The 21,502-nt window shown below is 65.2% G+C and carries 20 protein-coding genes and 1 pseudogene; 14 read left to right on the top strand and 7 right to left on the bottom strand.

Annotated features, from left to right (window positions below; translation table 11 throughout):
- Positions 1-39: 39 nt before the first annotated feature.
- Complete coding sequence (locus tag ACJJVR_RS05395; protein WP_405402829.1) at positions 40-933, top strand: DMT family transporter; 894 nt, start codon at positions 40-42, stop codon at positions 931-933.
- A gap of 91 nt (positions 934-1,024) precedes the next feature.
- Positions 1,025-1,795 (top strand): division plane positioning ATPase MipZ, encoded by a 771-nt coding sequence (locus tag ACJJVR_RS05390; RefSeq protein ID WP_405402828.1) that lies wholly within the window; start codon positions 1,025-1,027, stop codon positions 1,793-1,795.
- 57 nt (positions 1,796-1,852) lie between these two features.
- Here the strand turns inward: ACJJVR_RS05390 and ACJJVR_RS05385 are convergent, their stop codons facing one another.
- The 7 genes from ACJJVR_RS05385 to ACJJVR_RS05355 form a co-directional block, all read right to left on the bottom strand.
- A complete protein-coding gene (locus tag ACJJVR_RS05385) occupies positions 1,853-3,199 on the bottom strand; it encodes a pyruvate dehydrogenase complex dihydrolipoamide acetyltransferase (RefSeq protein ID WP_405402827.1) in 1,347 nt (448 codons plus the stop codon).
- A 12-nt stretch (positions 3,200-3,211) separates the two neighbouring features.
- Positions 3,212-4,597 carry a pyruvate dehydrogenase complex E1 component subunit beta gene (locus ACJJVR_RS05380; protein ID WP_405402826.1) on the bottom strand — a complete coding sequence of 462 codons (1,386 nt, stop codon included), beginning with the start codon at positions 4,595-4,597 and terminating at the stop codon, positions 3,212-3,214.
- 13 nt (positions 4,598-4,610) lie between these two features.
- The gene (gene pdhA / locus ACJJVR_RS05375; RefSeq protein ID WP_405402824.1) at positions 4,611-5,645 is read right to left on the bottom strand and encodes a pyruvate dehydrogenase (acetyl-transferring) E1 component subunit alpha; all 1,035 of its coding nucleotides are present in this window, start codon (positions 5,643-5,645) and stop codon (positions 4,611-4,613) included.
- Positions 5,646-5,729: 84 nt separating this feature from the next.
- A complete protein-coding gene (locus ACJJVR_RS05370) occupies positions 5,730-6,023 on the bottom strand; it encodes a septum formation initiator family protein (RefSeq protein WP_405402822.1) in 294 nt (97 codons plus the stop codon).
- Positions 6,024-6,084: 61 nt separating this feature from the next.
- Positions 6,085-6,864 carry a 23S rRNA (adenine(2030)-N(6))-methyltransferase RlmJ gene (gene rlmJ / locus ACJJVR_RS05365; protein WP_405402820.1) on the bottom strand — a complete coding sequence of 260 codons (780 nt, stop codon included), beginning with the start codon at positions 6,862-6,864 and terminating at the stop codon, positions 6,085-6,087.
- Between the two features lie 39 nt (positions 6,865-6,903).
- Complete coding sequence (locus ACJJVR_RS05360; protein ID WP_405402819.1) at positions 6,904-7,119, bottom strand: DUF2945 domain-containing protein; 216 nt, start codon at positions 7,117-7,119, stop codon at positions 6,904-6,906.
- Positions 7,120-7,733: 614 nt separating this feature from the next.
- Positions 7,734-7,961, bottom strand: a complete 228-nt coding sequence (locus ACJJVR_RS05355) for a DUF1127 domain-containing protein (protein ID WP_405402818.1) — start codon at positions 7,959-7,961, stop codon at positions 7,734-7,736.
- A 338-nt stretch (positions 7,962-8,299) separates the two neighbouring features.
- On the opposite strand from ACJJVR_RS05355, the gene ACJJVR_RS05350 reads away from it, so the two are divergent.
- The 12 genes and pseudogenes from ACJJVR_RS05350 to rpsI all read left to right on the top strand — a co-directional run bounded on the left by ACJJVR_RS05350 (position 8,300) and on the right by rpsI (position 21,084).
- A complete protein-coding gene (locus ACJJVR_RS05350) occupies positions 8,300-9,391 on the top strand; it encodes a P-loop NTPase (RefSeq protein WP_405402817.1) in 1,092 nt (363 codons plus the stop codon).
- A 608-nt stretch (positions 9,392-9,999) separates the two neighbouring features.
- Entirely contained in the window at positions 10,000-10,512 is a 513-nt protein-coding gene (locus tag ACJJVR_RS05345) for a division/cell wall cluster transcriptional repressor MraZ (RefSeq protein ID WP_405402815.1), read from the top strand.
- A 3-nt stretch (positions 10,513-10,515) separates the two neighbouring features.
- Positions 10,516-11,478, top strand: coding sequence for a 16S rRNA (cytosine(1402)-N(4))-methyltransferase RsmH (gene rsmH, locus ACJJVR_RS05340; protein WP_405402814.1), 963 nt, complete (start codon positions 10,516-10,518; stop codon positions 11,476-11,478).
- Complete coding sequence (locus ACJJVR_RS05335) at positions 11,478-11,834, top strand: cell division protein FtsL (RefSeq protein WP_405402813.1); 357 nt, start codon at positions 11,478-11,480, stop codon at positions 11,832-11,834. Before rsmH ends, ACJJVR_RS05335 begins: the two co-directional genes overlap by 1 nt.
- Complete coding sequence (locus tag ACJJVR_RS05330) at positions 11,831-13,663, top strand: peptidoglycan D,D-transpeptidase FtsI family protein (protein WP_405402811.1); 1,833 nt, start codon at positions 11,831-11,833, stop codon at positions 13,661-13,663. The genes ACJJVR_RS05335 and ACJJVR_RS05330 overlap by 4 nt, the downstream gene beginning before the upstream one ends.
- Positions 13,660-15,159: a UDP-N-acetylmuramoyl-L-alanyl-D-glutamate--2,6-diaminopimelate ligase gene (locus ACJJVR_RS05325; protein ID WP_405402810.1), complete on the top strand. Its 1,500-nt coding sequence runs from the start codon at positions 13,660-13,662 to the stop codon at positions 15,157-15,159. The genes ACJJVR_RS05330 and ACJJVR_RS05325 overlap by 4 nt, the downstream gene beginning before the upstream one ends.
- Entirely contained in the window at positions 15,156-16,526 is a 1,371-nt protein-coding gene (murF, locus tag ACJJVR_RS05320; RefSeq protein ID WP_405402808.1) for a UDP-N-acetylmuramoyl-tripeptide--D-alanyl-D-alanine ligase, read from the top strand. The genes ACJJVR_RS05325 and murF overlap by 4 nt, the downstream gene beginning before the upstream one ends.
- 4 nt (positions 16,527-16,530) lie before the next feature.
- Positions 16,531-17,613: a phospho-N-acetylmuramoyl-pentapeptide-transferase gene (mraY, locus tag ACJJVR_RS05315; protein ID WP_405402807.1), complete on the top strand. Its 1,083-nt coding sequence runs from the start codon at positions 16,531-16,533 to the stop codon at positions 17,611-17,613.
- Between the two features lie 29 nt (positions 17,614-17,642).
- Positions 17,643-19,067: a UDP-N-acetylmuramoyl-L-alanine--D-glutamate ligase gene (murD, locus tag ACJJVR_RS05310; RefSeq protein ID WP_405402806.1), complete on the top strand. Its 1,425-nt coding sequence runs from the start codon at positions 17,643-17,645 to the stop codon at positions 19,065-19,067.
- Positions 19,068-19,562: 495 nt separating this feature from the next.
- Positions 19,563-19,992, top strand: a pseudogene (locus ACJJVR_RS05305) (PaaI family thioesterase).
- Positions 19,993-20,125: 133 nt separating this feature from the next.
- A complete protein-coding gene (gene rplM, locus ACJJVR_RS05300; protein WP_042248180.1) occupies positions 20,126-20,590 on the top strand; it encodes a 50S ribosomal protein L13 in 465 nt (154 codons plus the stop codon).
- A gap of 2 nt (positions 20,591-20,592) precedes the next feature.
- Positions 20,593-21,084 (top strand): 30S ribosomal protein S9, encoded by a 492-nt coding sequence (gene rpsI, locus ACJJVR_RS05295; RefSeq protein ID WP_405402805.1) that lies wholly within the window; start codon positions 20,593-20,595, stop codon positions 21,082-21,084.
- The last annotated feature ends 418 nt before the right edge of the window (positions 21,085-21,502 follow it).

Here is a 21,502-nt window from a genome sequence, read left to right as displayed (position 1 = left end):
CATGACCCATTCACACCCATCCACCGACAGGACCGCCCGATGATCACCACGCGCATGAGCGCGTCCGACTGGGGCCTGCTGCTGTTGCTGTCGCTGATCTGGGGCGGGTCGTTCTTTCTGATCGCGGTGATCGTGGGTCACCTGCCGGTCCTGTGGGTGGTGACGCTGCGCGTGATGATCGCGGCCACGGTCCTGTGGGCCATCGTGCTGGCGACCGGGCGCGCGCTGCCGCGGGGGGCAGGCCTGTGGGGTGCGTTTCTGGTCATGGGCGTGGTGAACAACGCCATCCCCTTCGGCCTGATCGTCTGGGCGCAGGGGTCGATCCCGGCCGGGCTGGCCTCCATCCTGAATGCGACGACGCCGCTGTTCACGGTGCTGGTATCCACGCTGGTGCTGGCAGATGAACGCGCGGGGCTGATGCGGCTGGCGGGGGTCGCCCTGGGCCTGGGCGGTGTCGCGGTGATGATCGGAGTGGACGAACTGGCCGGTCACGGTCACGGGTTGCTGCCGCAGCTGGCGATGCTGGGGGCCGCGATCAGCTATGCCTGCGCCGCGGCATTCGGGCGCCGGTTCCGCACGCGGGGCGTCGATCCGCTGGTGACGGCGGCGGGCATGGTGACCGGGTCCAGCGTCGTTCTGCTGCCGCTGGCGATGCTGCGCGACGGGCTGCCGCCGGCGGCACCCGCGCAGGTCTGGTTGGCGCTGGCCCTGCTGGGGGTGGTCTGTACCGGGCTGGCCTATGTTCTGTTCTTTCGCATCCTTGGCCGGGCGGGGGCGACGAACATCTCTCTGGTCACGTTTCTTGTGCCCGTTTCCGCGATCCTGTTGGGCTGGCTGTTTCTGGACGAGGTCTTGGGCCTGCCGCAGGTGCTGGGCATGGCGGTCATCGGGGCGGGGCTGGCGATGATCGATGGACGTCTGCTGCGGCGATAGGGCGACACATGGCAGGCGGCGCGGCGCGGCGGGTTTCCATCCGCCTGTAGGCTCGCTAGGTTTCCCGTCGGGACAGCACAAGAGGCGGCTCGTGGCGCATATCATCGTGGTCGGAAACGAAAAGGGCGGCTCTGGCAAGTCCACGACCTCGATGCATGTGGCGACCGCGCTGGCGCGGATGGGGCACAGGGTCGGCGGCCTGGATCTGGACGTCCGCCAGCGCAGCTTTGCCCGCTATCTGGAAAATCGCGCGGCCTTTCTGGCGCGAAAGGGGCTGGACCTGCCCATGCCGGTGCTGGCCCAACTGGGCGACGGCGCCGACCCCCTGACGCCCGCGCTGGAACAGCTGGAGCGGGACTGCGACTTCATCCTGCTGGATTGCCCCGGATCGCATACAAAGCTGAGCCAGATGGCGCATACGGTCGCCGACACGCTGATCACGCCGCTGAACGACAGTTTCGTCGATTTCGACCTGCTGGCGCGAATGTCGCCCGACGGCGAGGTTCTGGGCCCGTCGATCTATGCCGAGATGGTCTGGAATGCGCGCCAGTTGCGCGCGCAGGCGGGGGCGGGGGCCATCGACTGGCTGGTGCTGCGAAACCGCCTTGGCACCCAGCAGATGCACAACAAGCGCAAGGTCGGCGGCGCACTGGCCGACCTGTCCAGGCGTATCGGATTTCGCGTGGCGCCCGGTTTTTCCGAACGCGTGATCTTTCGCGAACTGTTTCCGAATGGTCTGACCCTGCTGGACCTGAAGGATGTCGGCACCGACACCATGAGCATGTCCCAGATCGCTGCCCGTCAGGAACTGCGCGACCTGATCAATGAACTGCGTCTGCCGGGCGTCACCGTCACGTTCTGACAACGAAAGACGGCGGACCAATGGCCCGCCGTCCGTTCCGTTCCGTTGCGCGGCTGGTCAGGCCAGCATGCCCATCGGGTTTTCCAGATGCGCTACGATCGCCTCCAGCAACTGTGCGCCAAGCGCGCCGTCGATCACGCGGTGGTCGACCGACAGGGTCATCGACATGACGTTGCGCACGACGACCTCGCCCTTTTCGACGACCGGGGTCGGGATGCCCGCACCCACGGCCAGGATCGCGCCATGCGGCGGGTTGATCACGGCGTCAAAGTTTTCGATGCCGAACATGCCCAAGTTGCTGATCGCAAAGCTGCCGCCCTGATATTCATGCGGGGCCAGCTTCTTGGATTTCGCGCGACCGGCCAGATCCTTCATCTGCGCGGACAGGGCCGACAGGGTCTTTTGATGCGCGTCCTTCAGCACAGGCGTGAACAGCCCGCCCTCGATCGCGACGGCCACGGCCACGTCCGACGGCTTGAGCTTGAGGATACGATCCCCCGCCCAGACCGCATTCGCGTCCGGCACCTGCTGCAGCGCCAAGGCACTGGCCTTGATGATGAAGTCGTTGACCGACAGCTTGATGCCCCGGCCTTCCAGCTGCTTGTTCAACGTGGCGCGGAACTCCATCAGCGCATCCAGCTTGGCCGAACGGCGCAGATAGAAATGCGGGATGGTCTGCTTGGCCTCGGACAGACGACCGGCGATGGTGCGGCGCATGCCGTCCAGCGCGACCTCCTCGGTCTCGCGGTCGGCATACATCTTCAGCACGGCCTCGGTGGACAGGCCCTTGGGGGCCTGGGCCGGGGCGGCGGCGGTCGCGGGGGCCGCCTTGGCATCAGATGGGGCCGTTGCGGCGGCGGCAGGCTTGGCCGCGCCGGGCTGGGCGTTCTCGACATCAGCCTTGACGATACGGCCGCGCGGGCCGCTGCCCTGAACCTGCGACAGGTCCAGACCCTTGTCCTTGGCGATCCGCCGCGCCAGGGGCGAGGCGAACACCCGGTCGCCCTTGGGCGCGTCGTCCGTGGCCTTGGCGTCACCGGCCACCGGCGCGCCGATCGGGCCGCCATAGCCCTTTTCCGTGGGCTCCGGCTCTGCATCCGCCTTGGGTGCGGGGGTGTCCTTGGCCTCGGCCTTGGGGGCCTCGATATCGCCCGCGTCCTCACCTTCCTCCAGCAGGACGGCGATCGCGGTGTTGACCTTGACCGCCGAAGTGCCCTCGGCAATCAGGATCTTGCCGATGGTCCCCTCATCGACGGCCTCGAACTCCATCGTGGCCTTGTCGGTCTCGATCTCGGCGATCACGTCGCCGGACTTGACCGTATCGCCTTCCTTGACCAGCCATTTGGCCAGCGTGCCCTCCTCCATCGTCGGGGAGAGGGCGGGCATCAGGATTTCCGTGGGCATCGCGCAGCTCCCTTATTTGTAGGTGACTTTTTTCACGGCTTCGACGATCTCGGCGGGCGTGATCAGCGCGTGCTTTTCCAGGTTGGCGGCATAGGGCATCGGCACGTCCTTGCCGGTGCAGTTGATGACCGGCGCGTCCAGATAGTCGAACGCGTTCTCCATCAGCCAGGCCGAGATGTGGTTGCCGATGGCGCCCACGGGGAAACCCTCCTCGACGGTCACGCAGCGGTTGGTGCGCTTGACCGATGCCAGGATCGCGTCATAGTCCAGCGGCCGCAGGGTGCGCAGGTCGATCACGTCGGCCTCGATGCCCTCTTCGGCCAGCTTGGCCGCGGCCTCCAGCGCATGCGCCACGCCGATGCCGAAACTGACCAGCGTCACGTCGTCGCCCGACCGGACCGTGTTGGCCTTGCCGAACGGGATCGTAAAGTCTGGCAGGTCAGGCACCTCAAAGCTGCGCCCGTAGAGGATCTCGTTTTCCAGGAAGATGACCGGGTTGTTGTCGCGGATCGCCTGTTTCATCAGGCCCTTGGCGTCAGCCGCCGAATAGGGGATCACGACCTTCAGACCGGGGATCGCCGCGTACCACGCCGAATAGTCCTGGCTGTGCTGTGCACCCACGCGAGCGGCTGCGCCGTTCGGACCACGGAACACGATCGGACAGCCCATCTGGCCCCCCGACATGTACAGCGTCTTGGCGGCCGAGTTGATGATATGGTCGATGCCCTGCATGGCAAAGTTGAACGTCATGAACTCGACGATCGGACGCAGGCCGGCCAGCGCCGCCCCGGTGCCGATGCCGGCAAAGCCCATCTCGCTGATGGGCGTGTCCACGACGCGGCGCGGGCCGAACTTTTCCAGCATCCCCTGGCTGATCTTGTAGGCGCCTTGATACTCGCCCACCTCCTCGCCCATCAGAAAGACGGTTTCGTCGCGCTCCATCTCCTCGACCATCGCCTCGCGCAGGGCTTCCCGCACGGTCATGGTCTTCATCTTGGTGCCTTCAGGCCAGTCGGGACTGCGCGGCTTGGGCTGCGGGGTCACGACCTCCTCGATGGCCGACTTGCCGGGCTGGGCGCCGTCGTCCTTCTTGGGGGCCTGTGCCTCGGCGGGCTTTTCCTCGGCTTTGGGGGCCGGGGTCGCGTCGGCGTCCTCTCCCTCCTCGACCAACACGGCGATCGGGGTGTTCACGGCGACGCCCTGGGTGCCTTCGGCCACCAGCAGCTTGCCCATGATCCCCTCATCGACGGCCTCGAACTCCATCGTGGCCTTGTCGGTCTCGATCTCGGCGATGATGTCGCCGGACTTGACCGCATCGCCCTCTTTCTTCAGCCATTTGGCCAGCGTGCCTTCCTCCATGGTGGGGGACAGGGCGGGCATCAGGATTTCAATTGCCATGTGACGGTCCCCCTCAGGCGTTCTCTTCGGCACTGCCCTGGGGCAGTTCTTCGGCATAGATGTCGGTCCACAGCTCGGCCAGGTCGGGCTCTGGGCTGGTCTTGGCGAACTCGGCGGAATCGTTGACGATGTCCTTGATTTCCTTGTCCAGCGCCTTGAGGTCTTCCTCGGTCGCGTGCTTGCCGGTCAGCAGCATGTCACGGATGTTCTCGATCGGATCACGCTCGTCGCGCATCTTCTGGACCTCTTCGCGGGTCCGGTACTTGGCCGGGTCCGACATCGAGTGTCCACGATAGCGATAGGTCATGACCTCGAGGATGTAGGGGCCCTTGCCGGCGCGGCAATGGGCCACGGCCTTCTCTCCGGCCGCCTTGACGGCCAGCACGTCCATGCCGTCGACCTGTTCGCCGGGAATGCCAAAGGATTCGCCGCGTCCAAAGAACGTCGTGGATTTTGTCGACCGCTTGACCGACGTGCCCATTGCGTACTGGTTGTTCTCGATCACGAAGACGACCGGCAGGTCCCACAGCTCGGCCATGTTGTAGGTCTCATAGACCTGGCCCTGGTTCGCCGCGCCATCGCCGAAATAGGTAAAGGTGACGTTGTCGTTGCCAAGATACTTGTCGGCAAAGGCCAGCCCGGCGCCAAGCGGCACCTGAGCCGCGACGATCCCATGACCGCCATAGAAATGCTTTTCGCGGCTGAACATGTGCATGCTGCCGCCCTTGCCTTTGGAATAGCCGTCCTGACGCCCGGTCAGTTCGGCCATAACGCCGCGCGCCTCCATTCCGCAGGCCAGCATGTGACCGTGGTCACGATAGCTGGTGATACGCTTGTCGCCTTCCTTGGCGCAGGCCTCCAAGCCGACGACGACCGCCTCCTGGCCGATGTACAGGTGGCAGAACCCACCGATCAGGCCCATGCCGTACAACTGTCCTGCCTTTTCCTCGAATCGGCGGATCAGCAGCATGTCACGATAATAATTCAGCAACTCTTCCTTCGACGAATTCGAAGGAGCCTCCTGTTGGGGGCTGGGTTTTCTGGCCATGCGGCGTGTCCTCCTGGAAGCGTGGCGGATAGTTCAGCGTTAAACTATCCGTAGCGCATCACCGACAGCCGTGCAATCCCGCCCCTAGCGGAGCAGGATCTCATCCGCCCGCAACAGCCCCAGGACCTCGCGGGCGCGTTCGTCCAGCAGGTCCAGATCCAGATAATCGTCCGACAGGCGGCGCGTCAGATTCTGCATGCGCGTCACATCTGCCTGCAGCTGATCGCGGGTTTCGCGCAGATCGTCGGTCTCGGCCTGGATCTGAATACGGCGCAGGATGCCCGACGGCCCCTGGACCGCCGCATAGGCGAAATACAGGCCCAGAAGGACTGTCAGGACCAGGAATATGGTGGCGCCGATCGACAGGCGTTGGGGCATGGCGGGAAATCCTTGTGGTCGGACTGATCATGCCACAGCACAATCGCCGGGGGTATCCCCGTCAGGCGCGGTCGCGGAACATCGCCTCGATCTGGCGTGCGTGGTCGGCCAGCCCCCAGGGGGCGTTCAGCACGAACATGCCGGATCCGATCATCGAATGTCCTGGACGGGTGGGCGGGAATGACACCTCGGAAAGCAGGGCGTCGGGAAAATCGCTGACCAGCTGCGCGGTCATGCCGATGTGGCGGTGATCCGTCAGGATCGGATACCACAGCGCGATGACGCCCACGTTCCATTTGCGGGCAATCAGCCCGATCTGGCGCGGGATCGCGGCGTAATCCGTCTTGACCTCATAGCTGGGGTCGATCAGCAGCATCCCGCGCCGCGGATTTGGCGGGCAGACCGCCTGCGCCATCGCGAACCCGTCCTGCTGATGCAGGGTCGCAAAACCTGCAACCCTCCGCAGCGCTTGGAATTCGGCAGGATGCAGTTCGGCCAGGTGGGCCTTGTCCTCGTACCGCAGGAAATGCCCCGCGATCAGCGGAGAGCCGGGATAGGACTGATCGCCGCGCAGGGTACGGATCGCCTGCAGCGCCTGCATCAGGGGGTGATCGTCCGGCAACCATCGTTCTACCGTGGCGCGGGCTATGCCCTGCGCAGCCTCCTGCGTCTTCTGCGCCTCATCCCCGGTCAGGTCATAAAGACCACGGCCTGCATGGGTTTCCAGATAGGACAGCGGCTTGTCCTTGCGGGTCAGGTAATCCATTCCGACCGCCAGCAGCGCGTGCTTGTGCAGATCTGCCAGGTTCCCGGCGTGATAGGCGTGTTGATAACTGAGCATCTGTCAGCCTTATCGCGGGTCAATGCCGGGGAAAAGCCGTCAATCCGTGCGACGCAGTTCTGATCGGCCCTTCAGCACCTGCGCGCCGTCGTCCTGTTCGATCAAATAGGCGGGGTCATCGTTGGATGCCTTGCGCTTGATCTTGCTGCCCTTGATCGTCCGTTCGACGTCATCGGTAAAGATATCGGTGATTTTTCCGGATGCCGTATGGCCCGACCAATCCCATTCCACCGTGGTTCCCTTGCGCAAAATCATGATGCCTCCGACTGTTTGTCGAAGGCAATGCATCATGGCCGCGTTGGTTCCGGACGGAGGGTGCGGCGACCTCCAGGGAGGAGGAGGGAGGTCGCCGCTGAACGCTGGCCCAGGGAGGAGGAGGGGCCGCGTATGGGTCGCGGTTCCGGCCAGGGAGGAGGAGAGGCCATCACCGCTAACGACCGGGCAGGGAGGAGGAGAGCCCGACGTATCTGTATGCCGCAAACAAGGCGGCTATGAGAGCGCGGCGACCTCCAGGGAGGAGGAGGGAGGTCGCCGCTGAACGCTGGCCCAGGGAGGAGGAGGGGCCGCGTATGGGGTGCGGTATGGCCAGGGAGGAGGAGAGGCCGTACCGCGAACGCCGGGTCCGGGAGGGAGGAGGAGAGGACCGGGCGTATCAGCGTGCCGCGAATGGGGCGGCTATGAAACTTTTGCGGCGACCCCTGGGAGGGAGGAGCGGGGCCGCCGCCTGGCGCACAAACCCGGGGAGGAGGGTCAGGTTCCTGCGCGTCTTTTGGGCGGCACCCTCCAGGGAGGAGGAGAAGAGGATGCCGCCGATCCCGAACCCAGGGAGGAGGAGAGGGTCGGGAATGCGAATTCTTTGTGTCCCAGCCTTACTGGGCCGAGCCCCATGCCGCTTCGTGCGCCAGGCGGGTGATCATCGAGCGATTGATGCCCAGATCATCCAGGTCGCGGGTCGTCAGAGCATTGAGTTCACGCACGGTCTGGCGGTAAACAGCGCGGCGGGCGCGGTTTTCCTGCATCCGCTGGATCGCGCTCAGCATGCGGCCACGCAGGCCTGCTTCGGCGGTGACGTTGTGTGCTTGGGCGATAACAGCCATGGTCGTATCCTTTCGGTTCATCTCGTCTGCGCCGTTCCCGGATTGGCCCGGCGTTTCGTTGAGTTGAAGATGGCCTTGTTAGCGCCATTACACAACGGACGGTTTCGTAATGCTGCCATGCAGCAATTGCATAGCAAAGGCTGACCTATCGTCTTCTTTAACGATGAATTAACGACATAAAATTGACACGATACATCTGTTAGCGATCACGCTGCAGGTGCAAAAACCACCTGTTTCAAAGCGTTTAGCGCATGGCTGTACGGATTGTCGCAGGGGGTGTTGAGGGCCGGGCATCTATGCTTCATGCTGCCGGCCGAACAAAGATACAGGTCCTTCACATGCCCGTCACACGCGAAACGATCCTCACGGCAATTTCGGATATTGTCCTTCCGCAGGGGGGAACGCTGGGTCAGGCCGACCTGATCCGCGCCCTGAGCATTGATCAGGACACGGTGCGATTCGTCCTTGAGGTCGAGAACGCAGCCACAGCGCAAGCCATGGCACCGGTCGAGACCGAGGCACGCGCCCGGCTGGAGCGGCTGCCCGGCGTGGGCAAGGTCCAGATCGTCATGACTGCCCCCGCCAAACCCGCGCCGCCAAAGGCCGTGTCGGGCCAAGGTGCGGCACCGTCGCTGAAGATCGGCGGACACCCCACGCCCCAGGCCGGACCGCAGGCGATTCCCGGTGTGCGCCACATCATCGCCATCGGCTCGGGCAAGGGTGGCGTCGGAAAATCGACCGTCACATCCAACCTGGCGGTGGCGTTGGCAAAGGCGGGGCGCAAGGTCGGGCTGTTGGATGCCGACATCTATGGTCCCTCGCAGCCGCGGATGATGGGCGTGTCGGGCCGACCCGCCAGCCCCGATGGTCAGCGCATCGACCCGATGCACGCTCATGGCGTCACCGTCATGTCGATCGGCCTGATGCTGAAGGAGGGCGAGGCGCTGGTCTGGCGCGGGCCCATGCTGATGGGCGCATTGCAGCAACTGTTGCAGCAGGTGAACTGGGGTGAGCTGGACGTGCTGTTGATCGACCTGCCGCCCGGCACGGGTGATGTTCAGCTGAGCCTGTGCCAGAAGGCCCCTGTCACCGGCGCGATCATCGTGTCCACGCCACAGGACGTGGCCCTGTTGGATGCGCGCCGCGCCATCGACATGTTCGGCAAGCTGAAGACCCCGGTGCTGGGGTTGATCGAGAACATGTCCACCTATGTCTGTCCGAAATGCGGTCACGAGGCGCATCTGTTCGGTCATGGTGGCGTCGCCGCCGAAGCGGAGGCGCTGAACCTGCCGTTTCTGGGGGCGCTGCCGCTGGAACTGGAGGTTCGGGTGGCTGGCGATTCGGGGCGTCCGGTTGCATTGGGCGATGGCGCGGTCGCACAGGCCTATGCCCGTCTGGCCGATCGCCTGATTCAGGGCGGCATCGCCTGAACTGGGAATGAACGGGATGAACGGGATTTTGCGGGACGGGGGGGTTGATCTGACCTCTCGGTTCCGTGACCTGTTGTGATCCGTTACGAAAGTTTCGCAGGTCTCTCCATATTTTTGCCTTGCGGCACCGTGAACTGTGGTGAATTGGACCCAGTCACCTGAAAAACATCACTAGCACTCTCCTTCTAGATGTGGTGTGGCTTTCGCGGCACTCTACCAAATTTTGTTGATCAAGTGCCGCGATGGCATTGTCTGGCGATTCGCGCCTGTTTTGGGCCCCCGGCGGAATGCGGCTGGTGGCCCAATAATACCGTTGCTTCCCATGAAATCCCATGTCACAACCGGATCACGAAAACGGGCAGTTCAAGGGGCATCAAGACCCCGGACAGGCGAAGCAGAGTTCATACAGGCAACCGTTTTCCAACATAGTCGGCCCGCGTGCGCGAGCAGCACCTCCCCCAGGTGGCGCGCGGAGGGTCGGCAACCAACCCCGCAAAGGGGCCCGGGTAATCGGGAACGAGGGCGGCGGATCGGGCAGTGGCAGCGGCCCGATCCGCCCTTTCTCTTTCGGACGTCCCGAAAGGGCAGGACAGTGAGGGCGGGCCCAGGTGGCGCGGAAGTTCAGAGGCACCGAAACCGTCAAGGTCGATGGCAAGGGTCGGATGTCGATCCCGGCCCGCCTGCGCCGCGTGTTCGATGCCGGCGATCCGTCATTCTCGGGCGGGAACACCGGGCGCACGCAGCTGGTGGCCGTCTATGGCCCCGACTGGTGGAACTGGCTGGAGCTGTACACCATCGAGGCCATCGAACAGATCGACGAACAGATCGACCGCCTGACCCGCGGCAGCCAGGAACGCCGCTGGCTGGAGCTGTTGATGAACGGACAATCCACCGACCTTGAAATCGACCGCGAGGGCCGTCTGGTCCTGCCCGCAAAGCTGCGCGACAGGCTGGGCTTTGCCGACGGGACCGAGACGATCTTTGAATCGCGCGGCGACTATATACAGGTCTATCACCCCGAATCGCGTCCCAAGGACGTGCAGGCGCTGGAGGATTTCGCCGCCAGCAAGGGCCCCGAATTCGACCCGCGCGCCTTTCTGCAGCAATCGATCGAGGGTTAGGGCATGGCGGATCCGCATATTCCCGTCCTGCTGGCGCCGCTGCTGCGCGCGACAGCACCCATCGGCGGTGTCTGGCTGGACGGCACGTTCGGCGCGGGCGGGTATGCCCGCGGGCTGCTGGACGCGGGCGCTGATCTGGTGATCGGCGTCGACCGCGACCCGTCGGTGTTCCAGATGGCCGAGGCGTGGCGGGGGCAGTACGGTGACCGTCTGCGTCTGGTCGAGGGCACGTTTTCCGACATGGACGTGCTGGCCGGACAGCCGCTGGATGGGGTTGTGCTGGACCTTGGGGTCAGTTCGATGCAGCTGGATCAGGCCGATCGCGGGTTCTCGTTCATGCGCGATGGGCCACTGGACATGCGGATGGGGGGCGACGTGCCATCCGCCGCCGACCTGCTGAACAGCGCCGAGGAAGCGGAGATCGCCGATGTGCTGTACCATTACGGCGAGGAACGCGCCGCGCGCCGCATTGCGCGCGCCATCGTGGCCGCGCGCCCGCTGACCCGCACCACGCAGCTGACGCAGGTGGTCACCGGCTGCCTGCCGCGCGCCAAACCGGGGCAGAGCCATCCCGCGACGCGCAGCTTTCAGGCGATCCGGATCTGGGTGAACGATGAATTCGGTCAGCTGGTCGCGGGTCTATCGGCTGCCGAACGCGCATTGAAACCGGGCGGCCAGCTGGCTGTGGTCAGCTTTCATTCGCTGGAGGACCGGATCGTCAAGCGGTTCATGCAGGCCCGGTCCGATGCGGGTGGGGGCGGCAACCGCTATGCCCCGGTCACGCAGGTCGTCGAGCCCGCATTCCGGTTGCCCTTCCGGCGCGCTATCGGTCCTGACCCGGACGAACTGGACGTGAACCCCCGTGCGCGATCCGCGCTGTTGCGCGTCGGCATCCGCACCGATGCCCCCGCGGGCGAGGTCGATGCCCGGTCGCTGGCGATGCCACGTCTTCCGGGGGATGGCTGATGCGGTCGCTGACCTATCTGGGCTGCGTGCTGGTGGTCATGGGCCTGGCCTTCTGGGCCTATCGCGAGAACTATGCCACCCAGGCCGCGATCGGAGAGATGTCCCAGGTCCAGCGCCAGATCGCTGGCCTGCGCGAGGAGTTGGGCGTGCTGCGGGCCGAATGGGCCTTTCTGAACCGGCCCGACCGCCTGCGCCAGCTGGTCGACCTGAATTTCGAGCGGCTGGAACTGGGTCCGGTCGAATCCGGCCAGTTTCTGGATCTGGGCCATATCGACTATCCCAAACCGCCGCCGCCGCCCGACATGGTCAGCGACCTGCTGCCCGAAACCGACCCTGCCGAGGAGTCTCAGCCATGATCCGCACCCCCCTGCGCCCGCTGGCCCGCATCCTGAGGGCCCGCGAACGTGGCGAAAACCCTGATGACATCGAGGCCGAGAACCGCCGTCGTCGCCACGAACAGATCCAGGATCGTGCCCGCCGGCGGGCCGAGGGACGGCTGGTCGTCATGGCGGGCTGTTTCATGTTGGCGTTCGGCACGGTTGCGGTGCGCATGGGCACGCTGGCCTCCAGCGAGGCGGCGGAACCGCGCGCGCAGGTGCTGTCGTCCCAGATCATCTCTCAGCGGGCGGATATCACCGACCGGCGGGGCCGCGTGCTGGCCACCAACCTGCTGACGCATTCGGTCTATGCCCACCCCCACCAGATGGTCGATCCGATCGGCACCGCGCAGGGTCTGGCCGCCATCTTTCCCGACCTGGACGTTCAGCGCCTGACACGCGATTTCACCGGCAGCCGCAAGTTCATGTGGATCAAGCGCAAGATCAGCCCGGAACAGATGCAGGCCGTCCACGACCTGGGCGAGCCCGGCCTGCTGTTCGGTCCGCGCGAGATGCGCATCTATCCCAACGCCGATCTGGCCAGCCACATCCTGGGCGGGTCGGGTTTCGGCAACGAGGGCGTCAACAGTGCCGAGGTCATCGGCGTCGCGGGTGTCGAGAAGGCGTTCGACGCCTGGCTGCGCGATCCCGGCAACGAAGGCGCGCCGCTGGCGCTGTCCATCGACCTGACCCTCCAGCAGGCGATGGAGGACGTTTTGTGGTCGGGCATGAACGTCATGAACGCCAAGGGCGCCACCGGCGTCCTGATGGAGGTCAAGTCCGGAGAGATCCTGGCGATGGCCAGCCTGCCCGATTTCGACCCGAACGACCGCCCCCGGCCCCTGCTGACCGGAGAGCCGTCGGACAGCCCGCTGTTCAACCGTGCCGTCCAGGGCCAGTACGAACTGGGATCGACGTTCAAGATCTTTCCGGTTGCGCAGGCGCTGGACCTGGGGCTGGTCAATCCGTCGTCGGGCATCAATGCGACGGCGCCCATGCGGATCGGGCGGTTCCTGATCAACGATTTTCACAATTACGGCCGCGAGTTGAGCGTGACGGACGTGATCGTCAAGTCCTCGAACGTGGCGACGGTGCGGATCGCGCAGATGATCGGCCCCGACCGTCAAAAGGATTTCCTGGAAAAGCTGGGCCTGTTCGTGCCGACCCCCATCGAGATGGTCGAGGCCCCCACCGGGCAGCCGCTGGTGCCCGCCCGCTGGCCTGCCGTGACCTCTGCCACGGTCAGTTTCGGCCACGGTCTGGCGGCCAGCCCGCTGCACCTGGCCGCGGCCTATGCGACGATCGCGAATGGCGGCAAGCGCGTGACGCCGACGCTGGTCCATGGCCGCCAGCGCCCCGAGGGCGAACAGGTGCTGTCGCCCCGCGCCGCGGCGATGGCCGTCGACATGCTGCGCCAGGTCGTCACCCGCGGCACCGCGCGCCAGGCCGAGGTTCCGGGATACGAGGTGGCGGGCAAGACCGGCACCGCCGACAAGCCCCGCGCCGCCGGCGGGTATTATGAGAACAAGGTCATCGCTACGTTCGCCTCGGTCTTCCCGGCCAGCGACCCCAAATACGTGCTGATCACCGTTCTGGACGAACCGACCGCCAATATCGGCAATGGACAGGAAAGCCGCACCGCCGGTTACACCGCCGTGCCCGTCGCCGCCGAGATGATCCGCCGCCTTGGCCCGCTGCTGGGGCTGGAGCCGATCAACGACGAAATCCTGCCGACGATCACCGCGCGGTTCGAACCGCGTGTTGAACCCGACAAGGAGGCTGCGGTAAGGCTCGTCGCAAATCAATGACGGGTGGGACTGTGGACAAGGACGACGTGACGCTGTCGCAACTGGGGCTGCGTGCCCCCGGCGGGCGCGACCCGCGGATCACGGGGCTGTCCATCGACAGTCGCACGGTCAAGCCCGGTCACCTGTTCGCGGCCTTGCCGGGTTCGGCGGTTCATGGCGGGGAATTCATCCAGTACGCATTGCGGATGCAGGCCGCCGCCATCCTGACGGACCGCCAGGGCGCCGAGATTGCGGCCGACGTGCTGTCGGGCTGGGATGGGGCGCTGATCGTGGCCGAGGATCCGCGCGCGGCCCTGGCGGGGGCGGCGTCGCTGTGGTTCGCCGATCAGCCCGACCATGTCGTGGCCGTCACCGGCACCAGCGGCAAGACCAGCGTCGCCAGTTTCACCCGCCAGATCTGGCAGGCCCTGGGACACAAGGCGATCAGCCTTGGCACGATGGGGGTCGAGGGCGATCATCAGGCCAAGCTGGCCCATACCACGCCCGACCCCCTGACTTTGCACCGCGTTCTGGCCGAGGCGGTGGCCGCGGGCGTGACCCATGCCGCGATGGAGGCCTCCAGTCACGGTCTGGACCAGCGCCGTCTGGACGGCGTTCGGGTGCAGGCCGGGGCCTTTACGAATTTCAGCCAGGATCATCTGGATTACCACGCGGGCTTTGACGAATATTTCGCCGCCAAGGCGTTGCTGTTCAACCGCGTGCTGGATGACGGTGCCGCCGCCGTCATCAACATCGACAGCCAGCGCGGCCGTCAGATGGCCGAGATCGCGACCGATCGCGGTCTGGCCCTGACCACGGTGGGCACCGGAGAGGCCGCGATGCTGCGGATTCTGGGCCAGCGCTATGATGCGACGGGGCAGGACCTGCGGTTTTCGGTGATGGGGCGGGCGCATCTGGTGCGGCTGCCGCTGATCGGCGGGTTTCAGGCGGAAAACGTGCTGGCCGCGATGGGGCTGTGCCTGGCGTCTGGCGACAGCGCCGACGACATCCTGCGCGTGTTGCCGCAGCTGACCACCGTGCGGGGCCGGATGCAGCTGGTCGCGCAACGTGACAACGGTGCGGCGGTCTTTGTCGATTACGCGCACAAGCCCGGCGCCGTGACGGCGGCGCTGCAATCGCTGCGCCCGCATGTGATGGGCCGCATCGTCTGCATCATCGGTGCGGGCGGCGACCGCGACCGGGGCAAACGGCCGCTGATGGGACAAGCCGCGGCCGATCATGCCGACGTGGTGATCGTGACCGACGACAACCCCCGGACCGAGGACCCGGCTCTGATACGCGCCGCCGTCATGGCCACCGCCGGCCCCGACGCGACCGAAATCGCCGACCGGGCCGAGGCGATCCTGCGCGGCGTCGATGCACTGCAGCCGGGCGATGCGCTGTTGATCTGTGGCAAGGGTCACGAAACCGGTCAGATCGTGGGACACGACGTCTATCCCTTTGACGATGCCGAACAGGCCTCGGTCGCGGTGGCGGCACTGGACGGTCGGATATGACACTGTGGACATCTGAGGACGCAGAGCGCGCCACCGGCGGGCGGGTCACGACCGCATGGGCCGCAACGGGCGTGTCCATCGACACCCGGACCATCGCCCCCGGCGACCTGTTCGTGGCGCTGCAGGCCGACCGTGACGGGCATGATTTCGTGGCGCAGGCGCTGTCCAAGGGGGCCGCCGCCGCGCTGGTCAGTCGCGTGCCCGACGGCGTGGCGTCGGACGCGCCACTGCTGATCGTGACCGACGTGCTGGCCGCGCTGGAGGATCTGGGCCGGGCGGGTCGCGCGCGCATGTCGGGCCGCGTCATCGCCATCACAGGGTCGGTCGGCAAGACCTCGACCAAGGAGATGGCGCGCATTGCGCTGGCGGGGCAGGGCGTGATCCACGCGGCCGAGGCCAGCTACAACAACCACTGGGGCGTGCCGCTGACCCTGGCGCGGATGCCCGCCGACACCGATTTCGCAATCATCGAGATCGGCATGAACCATTCCGGCGAAATCGCCCCCCTGTCGCGCATGGCGCGTCCGCAGGTGGCGATGATCACCACCGTCGCCGCAGCCCATCTGGAGGCCTTTGGCGCGATCGAGGGGATCGCCCACGAAAAGGGCGCCATTTTCGACGGTGTTCAGCCCGTGGGCCACGCCATCATCCCCGAGGACCTGTCCGTCACCCAGATCCTGCGCGATTGCGCGGACCGGGCCGGCGCGGTCGTCGTGGGGTTCGGGGACCATGGCGCGGCACGGCCGTTGCGCATCGTTCCGCAGGACGGGGCGCTGTCGTGTCATGTCCGCATCATGGGCGACACGCTGGCATTCACCCTGCCCACGACGGGGCGGCATTTCGCGATGAATGCGGTCGGCGTGTTGGCGGCCCTGTCGGTTGCGGGCGCGGATCTGGCGCAGGCGGCGGTGCATCTGTCCGACTGGCACCCCCCCAAAGGGCGCGGCGCGGTCGAGAATCTGGGCGGCATCCGCCTGATCGACGACGCCTTCAACGCCAACCCGGCATCGCTGGCCGCGGGGCTTGCCACGCTGGCGGGCCTGCAGGGCGGGCGGCGCGTGGCGATCCTGGGCGACATGCTGGAACTGGGCGCGGACGAGGTTGCGATGCACCGCGCGGTGGCAGACGATCCGTCCATGGCGCAGATCGACATCGTTCACTGTGCCGGGCCCCTGATGCGGCACCTGCACGACACGCTGCCCGCGGACAAGCGCGGGCTGTGGACACAGACGGCGGCTGAACTGGCCACCCAACCCGACAAACTGATTTCCGCCGGCGACATCGTGCTGGTGAAAGGCTCGAAATCCTCGCGGATCTCGACGGTGGTTCAGGCGCTGCGCGCCGGTGCCGCCCAAGAAAAAGGATAACGCCATGCTCTACTGGCTCAGCAACCTGTCCGAGGGCGGGGATTTCTTCAACCTGTTCCGATACATCACCTTTCGCGCAGGGGCCGCGTTCTTTACGGCGCTGTTCTTTGGCTTCATCTTTGGTCGGCCGCTGATCAACTATCTGCGCCGGGTCCAGAAAAAGGGTCAGCCGATCCGCGATGACGGCCCGCAAAGCCATTTGGCCAAGGCGGGGACGCCGACGATGGGCGGGCTGCTGATCCTGTCGGCGCTGCTGTTCTCGACCCTTCTGTGGGCGCGGCTGGACAATGGTTATGTCTGGATCGTGCTGCTGGTGACGGCGGGATTTGCGATGATCGGGTTCGCCGACGACTATGCCAAGGTGACCAAGCAGAACACCAAGGGCGTCAGTTCGCGCATCCGGATGCTGATGGGTCTGGCGATCGCGGCCTGTGCCGGGATCGCGGCGACACTGCTGCACCCCGAAGCCCTGACGAACCAGCTGGCCCTGCCGATCTTCAAGGATGTCCTGGTCAACCTGGGTTGGTTCTTTGTGCCGTTCGCGATGATCGTGATCGTGGGGGCGGCCAATGCGGTCAACCTGACCGACGGTCTGGACGGGCTGGCGATCATGCCGGTGATGATCGCGGCGGGCACTCTTGGCATCATTGCCTATACCGTGGGCCGCGTCGATTTTACCGAATATCTGGGCGTTCACCATGTTCCCGGTACCGGAGAGATCCTGATCTTTGTCGCGGCCCTGATCGGCGGCGGGCTGGGGTTCCTGTGGTACAACGCCCCTCCGGCGGCTGTCTTCATGGGCGATACCGGGTCGCTGGCTCTGGGCGGCGCCCTGGGTGCCATCGCCGTCGTCACCAAACACGAGATCGTTCTGGCGATCGTGGGCGGCCTGTTCGTCGTCGAGGCCCTGTCCGTCATCATCCAGGTGCTGTACTTCAAACGGACCGGCAAGCGTGTGTTCCTGATGGCCCCGATCCACCACCATTTTGAAAAGAAGGGTTGGGGAGAGGCGCAGATCGTCATCCGTTTCTGGATCATTGCGCTGATTCTGGCGCTGATCGGGTTGGCGACGCTGAAGCTGCGCTGATCCCCACCCGTTTTCGCAAGGAGCCACCCATGATCCCCGTTCAGGGCGTCGAAGAACTGACCATCGCGGTGCTGGGCCTGGGCCGGTCCGGCAAGGCCACCGCTGCGGCACTGGCCGCGGGCGGGGCGCAGGTCGTGGCCTGGGACGACGGGGTCGACACGCGCGACGCGGCAGAGGCCGACGGCGTGCGCATTCTGGATCTGACGCGCGAGGCGAATTGGCAGGGCATCACGATGCTGATCGTCAGCCCCGGCATTCCGCATCTGTATCCCCGCCCACATCCGGTCATCGCGATGGCCTGGCAGCTGGGGATCCCGGTCGACAACGACATCGGCCTGTTCTTTCGCAGCTATGCGACCGGGGACTGGGATCAGTTCGACCGCGCGCCCCGGGTGATCGCCGTCACCGGGTCGAACGGCAAATCGACCACTACGGCACTGATCCATCATGTGCTGGAGGAATGCGGCCGGCCCACGCAGATGGGCGGCAATATCGGCACCGGCGTTCTGTCGCTGGAACCTGCGATCGATGGCGAGGTCGTGGTGCTGGAACTGTCCAGCTATCAGACCGATCTGGCACGTGCGCTGACCCCGGATGTGGCGGTGTTCACAAACCTGTCGCCGGATCACCTGGACCGCCACGCCGGCCTTGGCGGCTATTTTGCGGCCAAGCGGCGGCTGTTCTCCGAAGGTGGTCCGGACCGGGCCGTGATCGGCATCGACGACCCCGAGGGGATGTATCTGGCCAACCAGATAGCAATGGGCCCGACCGACGACCGGGTGATCCGGGTGTCGTCGGGGCAAAAACTGGACCGGGCGGCGTGGTCGGTCTTTGCGCGCAAGGGGTTCCTGTCGGAATACCGCAAGGGGCGGCAGGCGGCATCGATCGACCTGCGCGCAATGCAGGGTTTGCCGGGCGCGCACAACCATCAGAACGCCTGCGCCGCCTATGCGGCCTGCCGTGCCGTGGGCTTGGCGCCCCGAGAGATCGAGGCTGCGTTCCACAGTTTCGCGGGCCTGCCGCATCGCAGTCAGACGGTGGCGCAGATCGATGGCGTGCGTTACGTCAACGACAGCAAGGCCACCAATGTCGATGCCGCAGCCAAGGCGCTGCAGGCCTTTCCGCGCATCCGCTGGATAGCCGGGGGGCTGGGCAAGGAGGGTGGCATCGCCGCATTGCAGCCCCATCTGGGCGCGGTGGCCAAGGCCTATCTGATCGGCCATTCCGCCCGCGATTTTGCGCTGGAGATGGGTCAAACCCCGTACGAAATCGCTGACACGATGGAACAGGCGGTGGCGCATGCTGCTGCCGAGGCCGAGCCTGGCGATACCGTCCTGCTTGCACCTGCCGCCGCAAGTTTCGACCAGTATCCGAACTTCGAAAAGCGCGGAGAGCATTTCGTTGCCATCGTTCAGGCATTGGCAGCGCGCACTGGGGGATCAGTCACCGTCTGACGGGTGACTGTCCATCAACGCATCGCGCCCCTCGACTGTCTGTGGCACGACCATTTTGATGCACATCACCCCGGGCATGGCCGGGGAGGATCGACGGTAACGTTGGTCCGGATGGGCGGGGTGGGCGCGTTTGCCCATGCGGGACACGTGGTGCGGCGTGGCGACCCTCGGCGATGTACGGCTGGGGCACGGATCATCGGTGTCAGATCGGCATGCTGCTGGTACAAACGCGCAAGTCCGGCCCGATCTGCCGCAGATCGGGCCCGGCGCATAGGGCTTTGCCCTCGACGGACAGAATCACGATCCGCGCTTCGGCGCCGATATCGGCAAGGGCCGCGATCAGCGTCCTGATGATCTGCAGCGATGGGGCGTCGACGACTGGGATTGCAACAGTCTGAGGCGGGGCGCGGTGCCAGGGGCGCTGCAGCAGGTCGTCCGTTCTTGCATCCTCTCTCTTTTGGCGAAAGCCTCAGGCCGGGACACATCGGAGAAAGCATGGCAATCGTGATGGACAAGGATGCGTTGAACGCGTTTTCTGGCGCGTAAGTTTCCGCAGGTGGCCGACAGCTATTGAGTCGAGGCGACGACCGCGACGGGTCTGACCGCGCGCCTGATCGTGGGGGACCACCATCTGCGCCCGGGCGGAACGGTCAGCGGGCCGGCGATGTTCGCGCTGGCCGATCTGGCGATCTATTGCGCGATCCTGTCCCGGATCGGGCCGGTGCGGTTGGCGGTCACCACGAACGCGTCCATCGATTTCATGCGAAAGCCCGCGGCGGGCGTCGATTTGCTGGCGGAATGCCGGGTGCTGAAGCTGGGTCGCGTACTGGCGGTGGCCGAGGCGCTGATCGTGGCGCAAGGGCAGGGGGATCCCGTCGCAAGCTGTTCGATTCCGCCGAAAGCCAGCGATTTCCGCGCTGTATGATGTGGTAACAAAATACCTAACTTGCAGGGTGTTGATTTTACGTTATTAATCAGATGCCGCTGCACTTGACGTCCGGCGGGCAATCTTCGATACACCGCCATCTCTTACGATTACGACCCTGAAGGGACGACAGATGAAAACCTATACCGCGAAACCGGCGGAGATCGAGAAGAAGTGGATCCTGATCGACGCCGAGGGCGTCGTTCTGGGCCGCCTCGCCACGATCGTCGCCAGCCGCCTGCGCGGCAAGCACAAGCCCACCTTCACGCCGCACATGGACATGGGCGACAATGTCATCATCATCAACGCCGACAAGGTGCAGATGACCGGCAACAAGCGTGAAGACAAAAAGTACTACTGGCACACCGGCCACCCGGGCGGCATCAAGCACCGCACCGCGCGCCAGATCCTGGAAAGCGCGCACCCCGAGCGTGTGGTGGTCAAGGCCGTCGAGCGCATGATCAGCCGCAATAAGCTGGGCAAGCAGCAGATGACGAACCTGCGCGTCTATGCCAGCGCCGAACACCCGCACGAGGCCCAGCAGCCCGAAGTTCTGGACGTCAAAGTCCTGAACAAGAAAAACACCCGGAGCGCATGATCATGGCCGACGACATCAAAACTCTGGACGATCTGAAATCCGCCGTGTCGGGCACCCCCGCCGCCGTCGTCGAGGCCGCCATCAACCGCGAGCCGCAGATCGACAGCCTGGGCCGCAGCTATGCCACCGGCAAGCGCAAGGACGCGGTCGCCCGCGTCTGGGTCAAGCCGGGTTCCGGCAAGGTCACCGTCAACGGCAAAGAGATCAACGCCTACTTTGCGCGTCCCGTTCTGCAGATGATCCTGAAGCAGCCGTTCGAGGTTGCGGGCGTGGTCGGCCAGTACGACGTGGTTGCCACCGTCAAGGGCGGTGGCCTGTCGGGCCAGGCAGGCGCCGTCAAGCACGGCATCAGCCAGGCACTGCAGCTGCACCAGCCGCACCTGCGCGCCGCGCTGAAGGCCGCGGGCTTCCTGACCCGCGATAGCCGCGTGGTGGAGCGCAAGAAGTACGGCAAAGCCAAGGCTCGCCGCAGCTTCCAGTTCTCGAAGCGCTGATTTTCGACCATCGACATGCAAAGGCGCGCCCCATTGGGCGCGCCTTTCGCGTTTCAGGACCCTGGATTCGGCCAGATTCTGCTGATCTGAGTTTATTTGTTCCCCATGGCCATGATTCCGGCAGCCGGAAACACCCGAGTGCCTTAGCGTCGGGCATAAATAAGATCATAACATCAACAAGATGACAGAAATATGGCGGCGACTGTTGTTTTTGTGCTTGCGTCCCTCGGCACCTCGGCCTAAACACCGCTTCACCGAAGGCGGGAACGCTGGAGGGGCCGGGAAGGCGGCGCTGAGAGGCGCGGTTGGATCGGGAGACATTCTGGGGATTTGGTGACGGTTGTGGCGTCGAGTTGACGTCGTGATCGTGATTTTGGTTCTCTTGCTTTTTGACATTGATGGATATCTGAAGAGATAT

It is taken from the genome of Paracoccus sp. Ld10 (assembly GCF_045064235.1).
GTDB lineage: Bacteria > Pseudomonadota > Alphaproteobacteria > Rhodobacterales > Rhodobacteraceae > Paracoccus.
Note: the sequence above shows the minus strand (reverse complement) of the source record. Positions and strands in the feature narration are given on the sequence as shown.